Consider the following 17,751-nt stretch of genomic DNA (forward strand, 5'->3'; position numbering starts at 1 on the left):
ATAGTATCAACACTCCGAGAAACAAAGGAATGATAAGTATGATGATTATAATTTCATCGATTATTGCTGTGTTCATGGCTGTAGCTGTCATGGTTGTCAGAATAAAGTCCTCTGACAAGCCTGTTTCACCAAAGAAAATCATTCTCCCGCCGATTTTTATGAGTACGGGAGCGTTAATGTTTTTATTTCCGGTATTTTGGGTAACTGGTGCAGAGTTTTTGGAAGCATTCACTTTAGGTGTGATTTTCTCTATTTTTCTAATCAAAACCTCTAAGTTCGAAGTTAAAAATAATGAGATTTACATGAAACGCTCTAAAGCATTTGTTTTTATATTAGTCGGTCTTTTGGTGATCAGAATCGTGATGAAATCGATTTTGAGCACATCAATTGATTATGGTGCATTGAGCGGAATGTTTTGGATTCTGGCTTTCGGTATGATTGTGCCTTGGAGAATCGCCATGTATTTATCATATCGAAAACTTCATAACGAGCTGCAGTCAGCTAATATTCAAATGAATTAAAAAACCTTTCCTCTTGCCAGGAAAGGTTTTTTATTTGAGAAGGGTTTGATAAGGCTCCAGATCGATTTTTTTGTCCCGCAGATGCCTTTTTAAGAAGGTATGGTCTCTTTTAGGAGTTGCGAGAATATAACCTTTGATCATAAGTTGCTGATCAATCTTTGCTACCTTTTCTTTTAATGCAAGCTCACCAATTTTGCCTGCGATTTTGGCTTTTGCTGCATCTCTGAACAGCTCTGGCACCGGCGCTGTCAATTCATCTAGAAACTGTTTATTTTCATCGTTCCATAAATGTTTGCTGTTTTCAATATAGTAATCCTGCCAATCAAGCTCTGACCTGCCGTCCTCTTTTGGTAAACGCTTTAAAAACTTTCGAAACATAAAAAACCCGCCGATTGATAATAAGATAACCATCATGATCACCCAAAATAGAATAAACCACAAAAACCATCCTTCCAGCATCAATCATCCCCCCTTATTCTAACCATATTGTATACGAAGAGAGATTAGAAGAACACAGTAAAAAAAGAATAGAAAAAAGTGATAGATGTCTAGTCAAAAGAGATAGTAGATCATATTCTATTGTATAGTGAATCTGCTATTTGGCCATGGGAGAGTCACTAGAGGGTATTTGACGATAAATGGACGGAAAAAAAGTCACTTTCATTATAGGGGATGAAAGTGACTTTTTATGTTTAGCTGAGAGGGAATTGAAGAGAAAAAGAAGAGCCATCTTCTGTTTCTTTATTGACGGCGACTGTGAGTATTTGATTTTCGCATTCGGCTTGAATGGTTTTGTCATTAAAATAAAAAGGAAGCATCATTTGTTTTTCAAAAGTCTGTCCTGATGATTTGACTGTTAAAATGAACTCGCAGCCAGACAGGGTAACCATTACTTGTGTCGGCTGTAAAAAAGTCAGGTCCGCTTCTATAATATACTGCTGACTTGTTTCATATAAATCAATAGGCAATGTTTCGTCGTACCAGGCGAAGGGGTCTTCAAAAAATTGCCGAAGCCATTCATCCATACTATCGAAATCATTTGCATCATTACGTTTTGAATGGGTCATGGAAGCATTCCTCCACATATCAACCTTGCCTTACAGCATATGCGGTGGATAATAAATGGGTGAACGCATAAAAAAACAGACACTAAGGTCTGCTTTTCTTACATATCATGGCTTGAGTTGTGCTTTTGTCTTGTGTGGTTTCGGTTCTTCACTTTTTTGCTTCCGCTTAAAGGCTCAGGCTGTCCCGGATTGTGTCCTTTTGGCGCATTTTTATGCATATCTTTACTTGTATTTTTATTGGTCATAAAATGAGGACCTCCTTAAAAGAGTTCGATGTTATTGATTGGTTTTTCTCTTTTTATTATTTTGGCGTTCAGCTTCAGTCAGTACAAGCTGATCGTTTTCGATATAGCCGGCGCCTTTGCCTTGGCTTTTGGCGTCATTCATTCCGTTAATAACGTGATTCGCTTTTCTTTTAACCATCATTATCACCTCAATCATAATATGGCTCCTTTTAGTGTGTTCTATGAGAGAGCATAAACAGTAAAAATTACCGGTGTATATTCTCATAAGTCGAACTTATTGTATTTAATAAAAACATTGATATTTACTTATGTATGATTTTGTTTTAATATGAAATTGTGAGAAAATTGTGATGGAATGTAATGTTCATCTGAGAATGATCTGATCTGAAGGGGGATTTTGGAGAATGGCAAACGAGCAAAAAACTGCAGCAAAAGACGTTTTCCAAGCGAGAAAAACGTTTACTACAAATGGGAAAACATATCATTACTACTCTTTAAAAGCATTAGAAGATTCAGGTATCGGGAAGGTTTCGAAGCTTCCTTATTCCATCAAAGTTCTTTTAGAATCGGTTTTGCGTCAAGTTGACGGATTCGTCATCAAAAAAGAACATGTGGAAAATTTGGCAAAATGGGGAACTGCCGAATTAAAGGAAATCGATGTTCCGTTCAAACCGTCTCGTGTTATTTTACAAGACTTCACAGGGGTTCCGGCAGTAGTAGACCTTGCTTCACTGCGTAAAGCGATGGCAGCTGTCGGCGGAGATCCTGATAAAATCAACCCTGAAATTCCTGTTGATCTCGTTATCGACCACTCTGTACAGGTTGATAAAGCGGGTACGGAAGACGCGTTAGCAGTAAATATGGATTTAGAATTCGAAAGAAATGCAGAACGCTACAAATTTTTAAGCTGGGCAAAGAAAGCGTTTAACAATTATCAAGCAGTGCCGCCTGCAACAGGTATTGTGCATCAGGTCAACCTTGAGTTCCTGGCAAGTGTTGTCCATGCCATTGAAGAAGACGGTGAGCTAATAACGTATCCAGATACGCTTGTGGGGACAGACTCACATACAACAATGATTAACGGTATCGGTGTTCTTGGCTGGGGTGTCGGCGGAATTGAAGCTGAAGCGGGAATGCTTGGACAGCCTTCTTACTTCCCAGTTCCAGAGGTAATCGGCGCGAAACTTGTCGGCAAGCTTCCAAACGGAACAACAGCTACTGACTTGGCGTTAAAAGTAACACAAGTGCTCCGTGAAAAAGGCGTTGTCGGCAAATTTGTTGAATTCTTCGGACCGGGAATTGCTGAACTGCCGCTTGCAGATCGCGCAACAATTGCGAACATGGCTCCGGAATATGGTGCTACATGCGGATTCTTCCCAGTAGATGAAGAAGCGCTCAACTACATGCGCCTGACAGGCCGTGATCCTGAACATATTGATGTTGTCGAAGCGTACTGCAGAAGCAATGGCTTGTTCTACACTCCTGATGCGGAAGACCCTCAATTTACTGATGTGGTTGAAATCGACCTCTCACAAATTGAAGCAAACCTATCAGGTCCAAAGCGTCCACAGGATTTAATTCCGCTTTCTGCTATGCAGGAAACGTTTAAAAAGCACTTAGTCAGCCCTGCGGGTAACCAAGGGTTCGGTTTAAACGCTGAAGAAGAGAATAAAGAAATTAAATTTAAACTTCTCAATGGCGAAGAAACAGTTATGAAAACGGGTGCGATCGCTATTGCCGCGATTACAAGCTGTACGAATACATCTAACCCCTACGTGCTGATCGGTGCAGGACTAGTAGCGAAAAAAGCGGTTGAGTTAGGGCTTAAGGTGCCTAATTACGTGAAAACGTCACTTGCACCAGGTTCTAAAGTCGTTACAGGATATCTTGTGAATTCAGGCCTTCTTCCATACATGAAAGAGCTTGGCTTTAACCTCGTTGGGTACGGCTGTACAACATGTATCGGAAACTCAGGTCCGCTTTCACCAGAAATCGAAGAAGCGGTTGCGAAAAATGATCTTCTGATTACGTCTGTCCTTTCCGGAAACCGTAACTTTGAAGGACGTATTCACCCGCTTGTTAAAGGAAACTACCTTGCTTCTCCGCCGCTTGTTGTGGCATATGCGCTGGCTGGAACGGTAAACATTAACCTGAAAACCGACCCGATCGGTGTGGGTAAAGATGGTCAAAACGTATACTTTAACGATATTTGGCCGTCAACAGACGAAATCAATTCACTTGTTAAGCAAACAGTTACGCCTGAGCTCTTCCGTAAAGAGTATGAAACGGTATTTGATGACAACGAGCGCTGGAACGAGATTGAAACAACAGATGAAGCGTTATATAAATGGGATAACGAATCAACTTACATTCAAAATCCGCCATTCTTCGAAGAAATGTCTGTTGAACCAGGCGAGGTTGAACCATTAAAAGGTTTGCGTGTTGTCGGTAAATTCGGCGATTCAGTCACAACTGACCATATTTCTCCTGCTGGTGCAATCGGTAAAGATACGCCTGCCGGAAAGTATTTGCAAGAAAAAGGGGTTTCTCCTCGTGACTTTAACTCCTATGGTTCCCGCCGCGGAAACCATGAAGTCATGATGAGAGGGACATTTGCAAACATTCGCATCAAAAATCAAATCGCACCGGGTACAGAAGGCGGATTTACGACGTACTGGCCAACTGGTGAAGTAACATCCATCTATGATGCGTGCATGAAATACAAAGAAGATAAAACCGGTCTTGTTGTATTAGCAGGAAAAGACTACGGTATGGGATCTTCACGTGACTGGGCCGCAAAAGGAACAAACCTACTCGGCATCAGAACGGTAATTGCAGAGAGCTTTGAAAGAATTCACAGAAGCAACCTTGTATTCATGGGTGTGCTGCCGCTTCAGTTTAAACAAGGTGAAAATGCAGATACACTTGGCTTAACGGGTAAAGAAGTCATCGAGGTAGATGTTGATGAAACAGTTCGCCCTCGTGACCTTGTGACGGTAAGAGCAATCAATGAAGACGGCAATGTAACAACTTTTGAAGCAGTCGTCCGCTTTGACAGTGAAGTTGAAATTGATTACTACCGCCATGGCGGCATCCTTCAAATGGTGCTTCGTGAAAAAATGAAGCAGTCCTGATGAATCAATAGGAAGAGAAGGCATTTCGCTTTCTCTTCTTTTTATGACAAAATGTGCTGCGGAGGTGGCATATGCTGAAAAAATGGCTTGCAGGGATCCTGATTATTATGCTTGCCGGTTATATGGGTTGGAACCTGTATCAAACATACAGCAAAAAAGAAGTCGGAATTGAAGAGGGGCAACAAGCACCTGATTTTTCTTTGAAAACGCTGTCGGGAGAGAAAAGCTCCTTAAAGGATTCACAAGGCAAAAAAGTATTGCTCAATTTTTGGGCAACTTGGTGTAAGCCGTGCCGTCAGGAAATGCCGGCGATGGAAGAGCTGCAAAAAGAGTATGCCGACAAACTTGCGGTTGTTGCGGTAAATTTCACTTCAGCTGAGAAAAGTGAAAAACAAGTCCGAGCGTTTGCTGATACGTATGATTTAACGTTCCCTATTCTGATTGATAAAAAAGGGATCAATGCTGACTATAACGTGATGTCATATCCAACGACATATATCTTGGATGAAAAAGGTGTTATTCAAGACATACACATTGGCACCATGACAAAAAAAGAAATGGAACAAAAACTGGATCTTGATTAGATTCAGTTTTTTTATGTTCAAATATGCTTACAAGTTTTCAGAATTGGAAAAAATAAAAGAATATGCGGAGGTGAGAAGCGTGAAGAAGATGAGAAAACGTTCTTTTCATGAGCTCGTCATGGAAAACAAAAAAGAGCTGATGACTAATACAGAGTATTTAAATCAGCTTGAGGAAAAGCTTGAACAGCGATTTAAGCAAAAATAACCTTTAATTTGTATTCATGTTTATCCCTCCTTTTGAGAAACCTATCTGTTGAGGAGGGATAAGCATGGGAAACAACAAGAAAAACGGTCAGCCTCAATATGCTCCAAGCCACTTGGGTACAAAGCCTGTGAAATATAAAGCCAATAAAGGGGAAAAAATGCATGATACTTCAGGACAGCAGCCGATCATCATGCAGACAAAGGGCGAGTAGCTAAAAATCGAGTTTATTTCTAGGAGGTACATCCGATGACAAAGAACCAAAATCAATATCAGCAGCCTAATCCTGATGATCGTTCTGATAATGTAGAAAAATTGCAGGATATGGTTCAAAATACAATTGAAAATATAGAAGAAGCAGAAGCAACAATGGAGTTTGCTTCAGGAGAAGATAAACAGCGTATCAAAGAAAAAAATGCAAGACGCGAACAGAGCATTGAAGCATTTCGCAATGAAATACAGGACGAATCCGCAGCGAGACAAAATGGATACCGCTCTTAAAAAACCAGGGAAACCTGGTTTTTTTCTTTCTGATTTGGTTATGGTAAAATGGGGCTAAATTGACGTTAAGGGAGCAGAGTAATCTTGCATGTATCAAAAAAAGAAATAGAAGTGCGTTATGCAGAAACAGATCAAATGGGGATTGTCTATCACGCAAATTATCTTGTGTGGATGGAGGTCGGCAGAACAGCTTTAATCAAGGACTTAGGCTTTTTATATAGTGATATGGAGAAAAAAGGTGTTCTGTCTCCAGTCGTTGATATCAACATTTCCTATAAAAAGCCGCTTCATTACGGAGAAACTGCGGTTGTCCATACATGGATAGAGGAATATAACGGCTTTAAAACCGTTTATGGTTATCACATTTATAATCCGGCCGGTGAGCTTTCCATCAAAGCCACCTCATCTCATATATGTGTGGATAAAGAAAGCTTTAAGCCTATTCAATTCCGCAAAGCTTTTCCTGATTGGCACGCAGCATATGAAAAGGCCAAAAAATAGGGAAGTGAACGGGATATGGCGTTTGGTGTGAAACGGGAGGAACTGAACCGGTGGAAACAAGCAGTGAAAAAAGGAGAAATCGCATTTTTAACACATTACTGGCTTGATGACCGGTTTCCGGAAGCAAAAACTGTGACAAAAGCCGGCTGTGCAGATATTGATAAGCTGATCCGGTGGGGAGCAGCCTACGGGTTAAAGAAAGAATGGATACATAAGAAAAGTGAATTTCCTCACTTTGATCTGCTGGGGGAGACCCAAAAATATATTTTGGAACAAGAAAACCTAACCGATCATCTTATACGATTTCATTTGTAAAAAAAAGAACGCACATCATGTGCGTTCTTTTTTATTGGTATTCAAAAACCGGTTCATTAGCGTCTTCTGAATAGCTGACGAGAAGGTCGTGATTATCAAAGTACCATAAATCACTTTCTTCAATAAAGAAGGTAATGCCGTCTGCTTCTGCAGTGACTCCAGCCTCTTGTGGGGCATCTTTCGCTACACCGAGAGAAAAACCCTTTTGAACGTTGCTGCAGCCTCCGTAGCGGACGAAAAAGCGAACCTGGTCTCCGCTTTCCAAATCGAGCTCTTCTTTATACCAGTTCAATGCGTCTTCGTTAATTGTCATATTCATAACAGCACACCCCTTTGTTCTTCATTTGAATTTTCTCTATTATAAACGTATTAGGCTATTCTGTGTCAAAAGAGAAGGTTTTTAAGCTTATAGCCATTTTACTTTAGGTTCTGTTTTATTGATGATTCGTTTAATGTTTGCCCGGTGTCTGTATATCACAAAAATAGTGAGCAGGGTAACGACAATCAATAAATACGTATCATGGACAAAGAAACTATATATAACAGTATAGATCCCTGTTAACATCGATGATAGAGAAACAAATTTAGTCAAGTATAAAAAGATGAAGAATACCGCCACCATCGTGATAAATAACAGTGGTGCGTAAAATAGCAAAACGCCACCTGATGTTGCCACGGCTTTACCGCCTTTAAATTTAGCGAAGACGGGGAACACATGGCCTATAACCGCAAAGACTCCTGCAAGAAGCGGATGAATATCAACGTGCATGAGAAAAGGCAATGCAGTTGCCAGCGTCCCTTTCAAAATATCTCCGGCTATGACGACCGAACCAGCTTTTACGCCCAGTGTACGGAATGCATTGGTAGCGCCTAAGTTGCCGCTTCCGTGCTCCCGAATATCAATTCCCTTGGCAAGCTTGCCCACAATTAAGCCAGATGGAATGCTGCCTATCAAGTAGGCCAAAATAATCAATAAAGCAATTAACATCTACATTTCTCCTTTTTCAAATTCCCTTCTTTCTATTTTAACATGAGATGTCATGATCTGATGATAAGTTTTTTTGTAAAGTTTGCTTACAAATCCAATCAAACATGCATCATATTTTGATTTCTCCTGTTTTGATCGTGTAAAATAAGTGGAAAAGGAGTGACACATGATGCAAAATCCTTCTAAAGCGGAAATTAAAGAGATTCTTCAAAGAAGCAAACGTATAGCAGTAGTGGGGCTTTCAGACCGTCCGGATAGAACGTCACATATGGTTTCAAAAGCAATGCAGGACGCGGGTTATGAAATTATCCCAGTGAACCCGACAATTGATGAGGCACTAGGTGTCAAAGCCGTTTCATCTTTAAAAGAGATTGACGGTCCGATTGACATCGTCAATGTATTCCGGCGCTCAGAACAGCTTCCTGGAGTGGCGGAAGAGTTTTTAGAGACAGATGCCCCGGTATTTTGGGCGCAGCAAGGGCTGGTAAACGAGGAAGCATACCAGATGCTAAAAGAAAAAGGCAGAACGGTTATCATGGATCTGTGCATAAAAGTGGCACACGCTGTAACAAAATAGGTGCAGAACTGCAAAAATCCTTGTGAATTCAAGGATTTTTGCTTTTTAATTTTAAGATATTGTTTGCGTATTACGGTGAAACAGATACAATAAAGCTTGAACAGCTTTTTTTGAATACCTTGTCCAGCTGGGTTTCGGCCGTTCGATTTGCGAAGGTCTGCTGCTTTATATATAATAAACAAACATACGTTCTCATAGTGCGAAAACAGCACTAGCCGATGTTTTGAGAACTGATTCGTTAGCTCTATGTTGCGATTGCAAACATATTGGTTATAATGAGGAGTCCAAGGCAGTACCGGCTTGAGGCGAGGTTTATAAAAAATATCTTATATACAAATGATGTGTAACACTGAAAAAGAGAAAGACAATGTTAGTTTTTGAAAGGGGTTTGTACGTTTGGCTAGAAAACAGCAATTTGATTACAACGAAGATGCCATACAGGTGCTCGAAGGCCTTGAGGCTGTCCGGAAAAGGCCGGGTATGTATATTGGCTCTACTGACGCGCGCGGCTTGCACCACTTGGTTTATGAAATTGTAGATAACTCTGTCGACGAGGTGCTTGCCGGCCATGGAGATCACATAATCGTCAAAATACATAAAGACAATAGCATTTCTGTACAGGATAGAGGCCGTGGCATGCCGACCGGAATGCATAAGCTCGGCAAACCAACCCCTGAAGTGATTTTTACGGTGCTTCATGCCGGAGGAAAATTCGGCCAAGGCGGCTATAAGACAAGCGGCGGGCTCCATGGAGTGGGTGCGTCAGTCGTGAATGCTTTATCTGAATGGCTGACAGTTACCATTGAACGGGACGGTTTTATCTATCAGCAGCGATTTGAAAATGGAGGAAAACCGGTTACATCTCTCGAAAAGATCGGCAAAACGAAAAAGACGGGAACACTCACACACTTTAAGCCAGATCCAACGATGTTCAGCGCAACAACCTATAATTTTGAAACGCTTTCCGAGCGCTTAAGAGAGTCTGCGTTTTTGTTAAAAGGGTTGAAAATTGAGCTGATTGATGAACGCAATGACCAGCATGAGGTCTTTTATTATGAAAACGGCATAGAGGCGTTTGTCGCTTACTTAAATGAAGAAAAAGACGTCTTATCTGAAGTGGTCTCGTTTGAGGGAGAGCATCATTCCATAGAAGTGGATTTTGCGTTCCAGTTTAACGATGGTTATTCTGAAAATATTTTGTCTTTTGTTAACAATGTCAGAACAAAAGACGGCGGGACGCATGAGTCGGGTGCAAAAACTGCGATGACCCGGGCTTTTAATGAATATGCGCGAAAAGTGGCTTTGCTGAAGGAAAAGGATAAGAACCTTGAAGGCACCGATATAAGGGAAGGGCTTTCAGCCATTATTTCTGTCCGCATTCCTGAGGAGCTTCTTCAATTTGAAGGACAAACAAAAGGAAAGCTCGGAACGAGTGAAGCAAGATCAGCGGTTGATGCAATTGTTTCCGAGCAGCTTGCTTACTTTTTAGAGGAAAATCGGGACACCGCAACGCTTCTTGTCAAAAAAGCAATCAAGGCGAGCCAGGCGCGCGAAGCGGCACGCAAAGCCCGTGAAGAAGCAAGAAGCGGCAAAAAACGAAAAAAATCAGAAGCGACTTTAAGCGGAAAGCTGACGCCTGCGGGTTCGAGAAACCCGGCAAAAAATGAATTGTATCTCGTTGAGGGTGATTCAGCAGGCGGGTCAGCCAAGCAGGGAAGAGACCGCAGATTCCAAGCGGTTCTGCCTTTACGCGGTAAAGTCATTAATACAGAAAAAGCTAAGCTTGCGGATATCTTTAAAAATGAAGAGATCAATACGATCATTCATGCGATCGGCGGGGGTGTCGGAGCAGATTTCTCAATCGATGACATCAACTACGACAAAATCATCATTATGACCGATGCCGATACTGACGGCGCCCATATTCAAGTGCTGCTTCTTACCTTTTTCTATCGCTATATGAAGCCGCTCATTGAGCATGGCAAGGTGTTTATTGCGCTGCCACCTTTATATAAGGTCAGTAAAGGAAGCGGGAAGAAGGAAATCATTGAATATGCATGGTCTGATGAAGAGATGGGTGATGTCCTGAAAAAAGTCGGCAAGGGCTATACCATTCAGCGATATAAGGGTCTTGGAGAGATGAACGCAGACCAGCTATGGGAAACGACAATGAATCCGGAGTCCCGCACACTTGTTAGGGTCAAAATTGACGATGCGGCACGTGTAGAGAGACGTGTAACGACGTTAATGGGAGACAAAGTAGAGCCGCGCAGAAAGTGGATTGAGAAAAACGTCGCTTTCGGCTTAGATGAAGAAAGCAATATTTTAGAAAATGAAAACTTATCGGTCGCTGAGGAGGTTTAATGATTGTCACAGCCAGAATTATTTCATGATTTACCATTAGAAGAGGTGATCGGCGACCGTTTTGGACGCTACAGTAAATATATTATTCAAGACAGAGCGCTGCCTGATGCGAGAGACGGATTAAAGCCGGTACAGCGCAGAATTCTGTATGCGATGCATACAGATGGAAACACGTTTGATAAAAACTTCAGAAAAGCGGCCAAAACGGTCGGTAACGTCATCGGTAACTATCATCCGCACGGTGACAGTTCGGTTTATGAAGCAATGGTGCGGATGAGCCAGGATTGGAAAGTTCGTAATGTGTTGATCGAAATGCATGGAAACAACGGGAGCATCGACGGAGATCCCCCGGCAGCCATGCGTTATACAGAGGCACGATTATCTCCGATAGCATCTGAGCTTCTTCGGGATATTGACAAAAACACGGTTGAATTTGTGCCGAACTTCGATGACACAAGCAAGGAGCCTGTCGTACTCCCGGCGATGTTTCCTAACCTATTGGTCAACGGATCTACCGGGATTTCAGCAGGATACGCGACCGACATTCCCCCTCATCATTTGGGAGAAGTCATTGATGCTGTCATTAAGCGTATTCAAATGCCATCTTGCTCTGTTGATGAACTCATGGAAGTCATTAAAGGGCCTGATTTTCCGACAGGCGGTATTATTCAAGGCGTTGACGGCATAAGAAAAGCTTACGAAACTGGAAAAGGAAAAATCATTATCCGCGGAAAAGCTGAAATTGAAACAATCAGAGGCGGACGAGAACAAATAGTCATTACTGAAATTCCATTTGAAGTAAATAAAGCAAACCTTGTGAAAAAAATGGACGAGTTCCGTATTGATAAAAAGGTTGAAGGCATCTCAGAGGTTCGTGACGAAACGGATCGAACAGGGTTGAGAGTGGTCATTGAGCTGAAAAAAGAAGCGGATGCCAAAGGCATTTTGAATTTCTTATATAAAAACACTGATTTGCAGATCACATATAACTTCAATATGGTGGCTATTCATAACCGCCGTCCGATGCTGATGAGCCTGCCGTCTATTTTGGATGCGTATATTGGACACCAAAAGGAAGTCGTCACAAACCGGTCTGTTTACGAGCTTCAAAAAGCAAAAGACAGACATCACATCGTAGAAGGGCTCATGAAAGCTTTGTCCATTTTAGATGAAGTCATTGCAACGATCCGTTCTTCAAGCGATAAACGTGACGCTAAAAATAATTTGATTGCGAAATACGAATTTACAGAGCCTCAGGCTGAAGCCATTGTGTCATTGCAGTTATATCGTTTAACCAATACCGATATCACAGCGCTTAAGGAAGAGGCAGAAGAGCTCGGTGAAAAAATTGAAGAGCTTGAATCTATACTAAGCAATGATAAAAAGCTGTTAAAAGTGATCACAAACAGCTTAAAAGCACTGAAAAAGAAATATGCAGACACAAGACGCTCAGTGATTGAAGAGAAAATTGAGGAAATTAAAATCAACCTAGAAGTTATGGTTGCGTCTGAGGATGTATATGTAACCGTTACGAAGGATGGCTATCTAAAACGGACAAGCCAGCGCTCATATGCCGCTTCCAACGGCCAGGATTTCGGAATGAAAGATACGGACAGGATGCTGCATCAATTTGAGATGAATACGACGGACGTACTGCTGCTCTTTACGAACAAAGGAAGCTACATTTATTGTCCTGTTCACCAGCTGCCTGATATCAGATGGAAGGACATGGGTCAGCATTTTTCTAATATCATCACCATTGACCGTGATGAAACGATTGTAAAGGCCATACCGATAAAAGAATTTGATCCGTCGGCATATCTATTGTTCTTTACGAAAAACGGCATGGTGAAAAAGACAGAGCTCACCCATTACAAAGCACAGCGTTATTCTAAGGCGCTTGTGGCCTTAAATCTGAAGGGTGAAGATGAATTGATTGATGTTCATGTAACAAATGGGGAAAGCCAGATCTTTATGGCCACTCACTTAGGGTATGGCCTGTGGTTTGGCGAAGACGAAGTGAATGTAGTTGGCGCGCGTGCGGCAGGTGTCAAAGGGATTAACTTAAAAGAGGATGACTTTGTTGTCTCCGGGGAGATCCTTCAAGAATCTGATTCAATTGTTTTGTTCACACAGCGGGGAGCGGTAAAACGCATGAGTCTTTCTGAGTTCGAGAAAACATCCCGCGCAAAACGCGGTGTCGTGATGCTAAGGGAACTGAAAAAGAATCCTCACCGTGTTGCAGCACTGTTCGCTTGCGGTCTTGAACAGCGGCTTATGGCAGAAACAGAAAAAGGCGACAGAAAAGAACTGCAGGCAAAAGAGCTGCGGACAAACGACAGATACAGCAATGGCTCTTTCTTTTTTGATGAAGAGGAATCAGGCAAGGTTACAGCTGTTTGGCGCGTTCATACAGAACAATAATAAAAAACCCGCTCATATTACGTGAGCGGGTTTCGTTTATTTAGCTTTCATGGTTGGTGAATAGATCTGTTACGGCATGAATGACTTCAATTCCCTGCCATACAAATAAATTCAGCGCTGTGAAAGAAAATAAGCCTAATATCACCATTCTTAAGATAAACAACATGTTAAACAGCCTCCTCATATTATCGTTATATAATCGGGTGATGTTGAACATGAAGTTTGCCGAAATAAGACGACTGATAAAATTTGGCCAGTATAAAGCTTTTTTTCCGCTGGCGCCTGCGGGTGTATCCCGTACTTTTGCTTTCAGCGGTCAGAAGCAGAACAGCCATTGCCCACAAAGCGGTTAGCGCAAATGCCCCTGTGATGGATTTCTTCTCATCATCAGCATTTTGGCCGGCTTTCATCTCGTGCATTTCCTGCTGGTCGGCTACGGCTTTATAATGATGGCCGATATCAAAGGCGTGGGGAATTGAGAGCAAATGAAAACTGGCGATCGCCAAGAATAAGATGGATGCTTTCAATATCGTTACTTTTTTCAAATGATCTCCCCCTCCTTTAATATTACTGAATATTTTTATAATAATACCCTAATCCATCCTAAAAGTAAACCTGATTTATTAAATTTAAAAACTAAATTTCACTTTGTTAAGTATATATCTTTTTGCTTATTTTTGAAAGAGAAACATTCTTTATTAGTGTATGTATACCCGGTTTATGGTGTGAATAAAAGCATATTTTAGATGATATGTTTGTTGTTTAAGGTTTATTCCTTTATTTGTGAGCTAAAATCAAAGGAAAGGTAAGAGAATGAGAGGAAATGATTGCATTGTTAATAGGTACTTTTTTAAAAATGCAAACTTGCAACGAATGTTTTTATTTTTTATAGGAAAATGCTAGGGAAAGGGTCGACAGAGTAACATCTGGCTATGACAATATTCTTCGCGAAAAAACTTCCTAATTCGTCATATTGTGATATAATAAAACTCGTTATGTTAAAAAATCTAACATCAAAACGAATTCGTATTGAATTGATGAAAACGGGAGGTAAATATGGCGTCTTTTTTCGATAGTTTAATTCATATTCCAAGTGATTTCATTTGGAAATACCTATTTTATATTTTAATAGGGCTTGGATTATTTTTTACCATACGTTTTGGTTTTATCCAATTCCGTTATTTTATTGAAATGTTCAGAATAGTAGGTGAGAAGCCTGAAGGAAATAAAGGCGTTTCCTCTATGCAGGCATTCTTTATTTCCGCTGCATCCCGAGTCGGTACTGGGAATTTGACTGGTGTAGCTTTAGCAATTGCGACAGGCGGACCGGGCGCTGTGTTTTGGATGTGGGTTGTAGCTGCTGTAGGTATGGCTTCTAGCTTTGTTGAGAGTACGCTAGCGCAGCTTTATAAGGTAAGAGACGGGGAGGATTTCCGCGGAGGTCCGGCCTACTACATTCAGAAGGGCCTTGGAGCCAGATGGCTCGGCATCGTTTTTGCTGTCTTAATTACGGTATCATTCGGTTTAATCTTTAACGCTGTTCAAACGAATACTATTGCAGGAGCGTTGGATGGCGCATTTCATGTGAATAAAACAGTTGTAGCCATTGTCTTGGCTGTTTTAACTGCGTTTATAATTTTTGGCGGTTTAAAACGTGTTGTGGCTGTAACACAGTTAATTGTACCGGTTATGGCAGGCATTTATATTCTTATTGCATTATTTGTTGTTATCACAAATATTACGGCTTTCCCTGGCGTTATCGCTACAATTGTTAAAAATGCTTTAGGGTTTGAACAAGTCGTCGGCGGCGGAATTGGCGGCATCATCGTTATCGGTGCGCAGCGAGGACTTTTTTCAAACGAAGCAGGGATGGGAAGCGCTCCGAATGCGGCTGCAACAGCTCATGTATCGCATCCGGCAAAACAAGGTTTTATTCAAACATTAGGCGTATTTTTCGATACATTTATCGTATGTACGTCCACAGCGTTTATCATTTTGCTGTACAGTGTAACGCCAAAAGGTGATGGTATCCAAGTAACCCAGGCTGCCCTTAATCATCATATCGGCGGCTGGGCGCCTAGCTTCATCGCAGTCGCAATGTTCTTGTTTGCATTCAGTTCAGTTGTCGGCAACTATTATTATGGTGAGACAAATATTGAATTTATTAAAACAAGCAAAACATGGCTGAATATTTACCGGATTGCGGTTATTGCTATGGTTGTCTACGGTTCTCTATCAGGCTTCCAAATCGTTTGGGACATGGCGGATCTCTTTATGGGTATCATGGCGCTAATTAACTTAGTTGTGATTACGCTGCTGTCAAACGTTGCTTACAAAGTGTATAAAGATTACGCGAAACAGCGTAAACAAGGACTTGATCCTGTATTTAAAGCGAAAAACATTCCAGGGCTGAAAAATGCTGAAACATGGGAAGATGAGAAACAAGAAGCATAAGAACACGGCTGCATTCAATTCATTGAATGCGGCTTTTTATTTGGCGTAAAGAAGCAGAATCTTTCAAATTAAACAAAAAGTAACGTGAATAGTCCTGATTAAACAATTTTCTATTTGGTCCGTATGTGTCAGCAGTATCTGAAACAAGACAAAAAGAGCAAATTGACAGGCTTTTTAATCCGTCTAAAAACAAGAAATTAGGTTGATAGACAAAGATGAGATAAATTTTTACAATAGTCCGTGCCAAACAAAAACGGAAGGGAGGTGGAGCGTACGAGTTAATAGGCATATATTTTCGTCATGATGTAAAGGAGGAAAGAATACTATATATGAAACGTCAAGTCTCTATCTTAATCGTGTGTTTATTAATTTCAATACTCGCAACCAGCGGCTTAGGAAATCCAGCAGCATCTGCTGCAGGAGCAAAAACGCCAGTCGCCATAAATGGCCAGCTTAGCATAAAAGGCACGCAGCTAATCAATCAAAACGGCAAAGCGGTGCAATTGAAGGGGATCAGTTCACACGGATTGCAATGGTATGGCGATTTTGTCAATAAAGACAGCTTAAAATGGCTGAGAGACGATTGGGGCATTACCGTTTTCCGAGCGGCGATGTATACAGCAGATGGCGGTTATATTGACAACCCATCCGTGAAAAACAAAGTAAAAGAAGCGGTTGAAGCGGCAAAAGAGCTTGGAATATATGTCATCATTGACTGGCATATCTTAAATGACGGTAATCCAAACCAAAATAAAGAGAAGGCAAAAGAATTCTTCAAGGAAATGTCAAGCCTTTACGGAAACACGCCAAATGTCATTTATGAAATTGCAAACGAACCAAACGGTGATGTGAACTGGAAGCGTGATATTAAACCGTATGCGGAAGAAGTGATTTCCGTTATCCGCAAAAATGATCCAGACAACACCATCATTGTCGGAACCGGTACATGGAGCCAGGATGTGAATGATGCTGCCGATGATCAGCTAAAAGATGCAAACGTCATGTACGCGCTTCATTTTTATGCCGGCACACACGGCCAATCTTTACGGGATAAAGCAAACTATGCACTCAGTAAAGGAGCGCCTATTTTCGTGACGGAATGGGGAACTAGCGATGCGTCTGGAAATGGCGGTGTATTCCTTGACCAGTCGCGGGAATGGCTGAATTATCTCGACAGCAAGAAAATCAGCTGGGTGAACTGGAATCTTTCTGATAAGCAGGAATCATCCTCAGCGTTAAAGCCGGGAGCATCTAAAACAGGCGGCTGGCCGCTTACAGATTTAACTGCTTCAGGAACATTCGTAAGAGAAAACATTCTCGGCAACAAAGATTCAACGAAAGAACGCCCTGAAACGCCGGCACAAGATAACCCCGCACAGGAAAACGGCATTTCTGTACAATACAAAGCAGGGGATGGGGGTGTGAACAGCAACCAAATCCGCCCGCAGCTTCACATAAAAAATAATGGCAATACGACGGTTGATTTAAAAGATATTACTGCCCGTTACTGGTATAACGCGAAAAACAAAGGCCAAAACCTTGACTGTGACTACGCGCAGATTGGATGCGGCAATCTGACACACAAATTTGTGACGCTGCATAAACCTAAGCAAGGTGCAGATACCTATCTGGAACTGGGGTTTAAAAAAGGAAAGCTGTCACCGGGAGCAAGCACAGGAAATACTCAGCTTCGTCTTCACAACGATGACTGGAGCAATTATGCACAAAGCGGCGATTATTCCTTTTTCCAATCAAATACGTTTAAAACAACGAAAAAAATCACATTATATAATCACGGAAAACTGATTTGGGGAACAGAACCCAAATAGTTTAACTGTTGGCGGACATCAGCAATGATGTCCGTTTTCATTATC

Annotated in this window: 21 protein-coding genes; 13 read left to right on the forward strand and 8 right to left on the reverse strand. The window is 41.5% G+C overall.

From position 1 onward, the window contains the following. Nucleotides 1–29: 29 nt before the first annotated feature. On the forward strand, nt 30–521 hold the full coding sequence (locus MY9_RS09855) for a CcdC family protein (protein ID WP_080478227.1): 492 nt from the start codon (nt 30–32) through the stop codon (nt 519–521). 30 nt (nt 522–551) lie between these two features. On the opposite strand, the gene yneK is transcribed toward MY9_RS09855, so the two are convergent. The 4 genes from yneK to sspO form a co-directional block, all read right to left on the reverse strand. Beyond that, complete coding sequence (yneK, locus tag MY9_RS09860; protein WP_014664129.1) at nt 552–980, reverse strand: DynA interaction protein YneK; 429 nt, start codon at nt 978–980, stop codon at nt 552–554. Between the two features lie 233 nt (nt 981–1,213). Further along, complete coding sequence (gene cotM, locus MY9_RS09865) at nt 1,214–1,606, reverse strand: outer spore coat protein CotM (RefSeq protein ID WP_014664130.1); 393 nt, start codon at nt 1,604–1,606, stop codon at nt 1,214–1,216. 80 nt (nt 1,607–1,686) lie between these two features. Beyond that, nucleotides 1,687–1,833, reverse strand: a complete 147-nt coding sequence (locus MY9_RS09870) for a small acid-soluble spore protein P (protein WP_003221237.1) — start codon at nt 1,831–1,833, stop codon at nt 1,687–1,689. 31 nt (nt 1,834–1,864) lie between these two features. Next, entirely contained in the window at nt 1,865–2,011 is a 147-nt protein-coding gene (gene sspO, locus MY9_RS09875; protein ID WP_003244839.1) for an acid-soluble spore protein SspO, read from the reverse strand. 226 nt (nt 2,012–2,237) lie between these two features. Between sspO and acnA the strand changes: the two genes are divergently transcribed. The 7 genes from acnA (at nt 2,238) to MY9_RS09910 (ending at nt 7,070) form a co-directional block, all read left to right on the forward strand. Then, nucleotides 2,238–4,967 carry an aconitate hydratase AcnA gene (gene acnA, locus MY9_RS09880; RefSeq protein ID WP_014664132.1) on the forward strand — a complete coding sequence of 910 codons (2,730 nt, stop codon included), beginning with the start codon at nt 2,238–2,240 and terminating at the stop codon, nt 4,965–4,967. A gap of 71 nt (nt 4,968–5,038) precedes the next feature. Next, nucleotides 5,039–5,551: a redoxin domain-containing protein gene (locus tag MY9_RS09885; protein WP_014664133.1), complete on the forward strand. Its 513-nt coding sequence runs from the start codon at nt 5,039–5,041 to the stop codon at nt 5,549–5,551. A gap of 79 nt (nt 5,552–5,630) precedes the next feature. After that, nucleotides 5,631–5,756 carry an FbpB family small basic protein gene (locus MY9_RS09890; RefSeq protein WP_003244964.1) on the forward strand — a complete coding sequence of 42 codons (126 nt, stop codon included), beginning with the start codon at nt 5,631–5,633 and terminating at the stop codon, nt 5,754–5,756. A gap of 64 nt (nt 5,757–5,820) precedes the next feature. Next, nucleotides 5,821–5,967, forward strand: a complete 147-nt coding sequence (gene sspN, locus MY9_RS09895) for an acid-soluble spore protein SspN (protein ID WP_003221249.1) — start codon at nt 5,821–5,823, stop codon at nt 5,965–5,967. Between the two features lie 35 nt (nt 5,968–6,002). Then, nucleotides 6,003–6,254 carry a small acid-soluble spore protein Tlp gene (gene tlp, locus MY9_RS09900; RefSeq protein ID WP_014664135.1) on the forward strand — a complete coding sequence of 84 codons (252 nt, stop codon included), beginning with the start codon at nt 6,003–6,005 and terminating at the stop codon, nt 6,252–6,254. 84 nt (nt 6,255–6,338) lie between these two features. Further along, a complete protein-coding gene (locus MY9_RS09905) occupies nt 6,339–6,755 on the forward strand; it encodes a YbgC/FadM family acyl-CoA thioesterase (protein WP_014664136.1) in 417 nt (138 codons plus the stop codon). A 15-nt stretch (nt 6,756–6,770) separates the two neighbouring features. After that, a complete protein-coding gene (locus tag MY9_RS09910; protein WP_014664137.1) occupies nt 6,771–7,070 on the forward strand; it encodes a hypothetical protein in 300 nt (99 codons plus the stop codon). A 31-nt stretch (nt 7,071–7,101) separates the two neighbouring features. On the opposite strand, the gene MY9_RS09915 is transcribed toward MY9_RS09910, so the two are convergent. Both MY9_RS09915 and plsY read right to left on the reverse strand, forming a co-directional pair. Then, nucleotides 7,102–7,389: a HesB/YadR/YfhF family protein gene (locus tag MY9_RS09915; RefSeq protein WP_014664138.1), complete on the reverse strand. Its 288-nt coding sequence runs from the start codon at nt 7,387–7,389 to the stop codon at nt 7,102–7,104. 87 nt (nt 7,390–7,476) lie between these two features. Beyond that, complete coding sequence (gene plsY / locus MY9_RS09920; RefSeq protein WP_014664139.1) at nt 7,477–8,058, reverse strand: glycerol-3-phosphate 1-O-acyltransferase PlsY; 582 nt, start codon at nt 8,056–8,058, stop codon at nt 7,477–7,479. A gap of 169 nt (nt 8,059–8,227) precedes the next feature. Here plsY and MY9_RS09925 point away from each other — a divergent pair, with 169 nt between their 5' ends. From MY9_RS09925 to parC, 3 genes are all read left to right on the forward strand, one after another. Further along, nucleotides 8,228–8,635 (forward strand): CoA-binding protein, encoded by a 408-nt coding sequence (locus MY9_RS09925; RefSeq protein ID WP_003245606.1) that lies wholly within the window; start codon nt 8,228–8,230, stop codon nt 8,633–8,635. 396 nt (nt 8,636–9,031) lie between these two features. Continuing rightward, nucleotides 9,032–10,999 (forward strand): DNA topoisomerase IV subunit B, encoded by a 1,968-nt coding sequence (gene parE, locus MY9_RS09930; protein ID WP_014664141.1) that lies wholly within the window; start codon nt 9,032–9,034, stop codon nt 10,997–10,999. A 3-nt stretch (nt 11,000–11,002) separates the two neighbouring features. After that, nucleotides 11,003–13,423, forward strand: coding sequence for a DNA topoisomerase IV subunit A (parC, locus tag MY9_RS09935; RefSeq protein WP_014664142.1), 2,421 nt, complete (start codon nt 11,003–11,005; stop codon nt 13,421–13,423). Nucleotides 13,424–13,463: 40 nt separating this feature from the next. On the opposite strand, the gene MY9_RS22015 is transcribed toward parC, so the two are convergent. Further along, entirely contained in the window at nt 13,464–13,589 is a 126-nt protein-coding gene (locus MY9_RS22015; RefSeq protein ID WP_003231548.1) for a hypothetical protein, read from the reverse strand. A gap of 25 nt (nt 13,590–13,614) precedes the next feature. Continuing rightward, nucleotides 13,615–13,968, reverse strand: coding sequence for a hypothetical protein (locus MY9_RS09945; protein WP_014664143.1), 354 nt, complete (start codon nt 13,966–13,968; stop codon nt 13,615–13,617). 511 nt (nt 13,969–14,479) lie between these two features. On the opposite strand from MY9_RS09945, the gene MY9_RS09950 reads away from it, so the two are divergent. Further along, nucleotides 14,480–15,877 carry an alanine/glycine:cation symporter family protein gene (locus MY9_RS09950; RefSeq protein WP_014664144.1) on the forward strand — a complete coding sequence of 466 codons (1,398 nt, stop codon included), beginning with the start codon at nt 14,480–14,482 and terminating at the stop codon, nt 15,875–15,877. Nucleotides 15,878–16,206: 329 nt separating this feature from the next. Next, nucleotides 16,207–17,706: a cellulase family glycosylhydrolase gene (locus MY9_RS09955; RefSeq protein WP_014664145.1), complete on the forward strand. Its 1,500-nt coding sequence runs from the start codon at nt 16,207–16,209 to the stop codon at nt 17,704–17,706. Nucleotides 17,707–17,751 lie beyond the last annotated feature (45 nt).

It is taken from the genome of Bacillus sp. JS, assembly GCF_000259365.1.
Lineage (GTDB): Bacteria > Bacillota > Bacilli > Bacillales > Bacillaceae > Bacillus > Bacillus stercoris.

Bases quoted from the DNA above. Each gene is read 5' to 3' on its own strand.
- MY9_RS09855 (WP_080478227.1), top strand. From the start codon at position 30: ATGATAAGTATGATGATTATAATTTCATCGATTATTGCTGTGTTCATG.
- yneK (WP_014664129.1), bottom strand. From the start codon at position 980: ATGCTGGAAGGATGGTTTTTGTGGTTTATTCTATTTTGGGTGATCATG.
- cotM (WP_014664130.1), bottom strand. From the start codon at position 1,606: ATGTGGAGGAATGCTTCCATGACCCATTCAAAACGTAATGATGCAAAT.
- MY9_RS09870 (WP_003221237.1), bottom strand. From the start codon at position 1,833: ATGACCAATAAAAATACAAGTAAAGATATGCATAAAAATGCGCCAAAA.
- sspO (WP_003244839.1), bottom strand. From the start codon at position 2,011: ATGGTTAAAAGAAAAGCGAATCACGTTATTAACGGAATGAATGACGCC.
- acnA (WP_014664132.1), top strand. From the start codon at position 2,238: ATGGCAAACGAGCAAAAAACTGCAGCAAAAGACGTTTTCCAAGCGAGA.
- MY9_RS09885 (WP_014664133.1), top strand. From the start codon at position 5,039: ATGCTGAAAAAATGGCTTGCAGGGATCCTGATTATTATGCTTGCCGGT.
- sspN (WP_003221249.1), top strand. From the start codon at position 5,821: ATGGGAAACAACAAGAAAAACGGTCAGCCTCAATATGCTCCAAGCCAC.
- tlp (WP_014664135.1), top strand. From the start codon at position 6,003: ATGACAAAGAACCAAAATCAATATCAGCAGCCTAATCCTGATGATCGT.
- MY9_RS09910 (WP_014664137.1), top strand. From the start codon at position 6,771: ATGGCGTTTGGTGTGAAACGGGAGGAACTGAACCGGTGGAAACAAGCA.
- MY9_RS09915 (WP_014664138.1), bottom strand. From the start codon at position 7,389: ATGAATATGACAATTAACGAAGACGCATTGAACTGGTATAAAGAAGAG.
- plsY (WP_014664139.1), bottom strand. From the start codon at position 8,058: ATGTTAATTGCTTTATTGATTATTTTGGCCTACTTGATAGGCAGCATT.
- MY9_RS09925 (WP_003245606.1), top strand. From the start codon at position 8,228: ATGCAAAATCCTTCTAAAGCGGAAATTAAAGAGATTCTTCAAAGAAGC.
- MY9_RS22015 (WP_003231548.1), bottom strand. From the start codon at position 13,589: ATGTTGTTTATCTTAAGAATGGTGATATTAGGCTTATTTTCTTTCACA.
- MY9_RS09950 (WP_014664144.1), top strand. From the start codon at position 14,480: ATGGCGTCTTTTTTCGATAGTTTAATTCATATTCCAAGTGATTTCATT.
- MY9_RS09955 (WP_014664145.1), top strand. From the start codon at position 16,207: ATGAAACGTCAAGTCTCTATCTTAATCGTGTGTTTATTAATTTCAATA.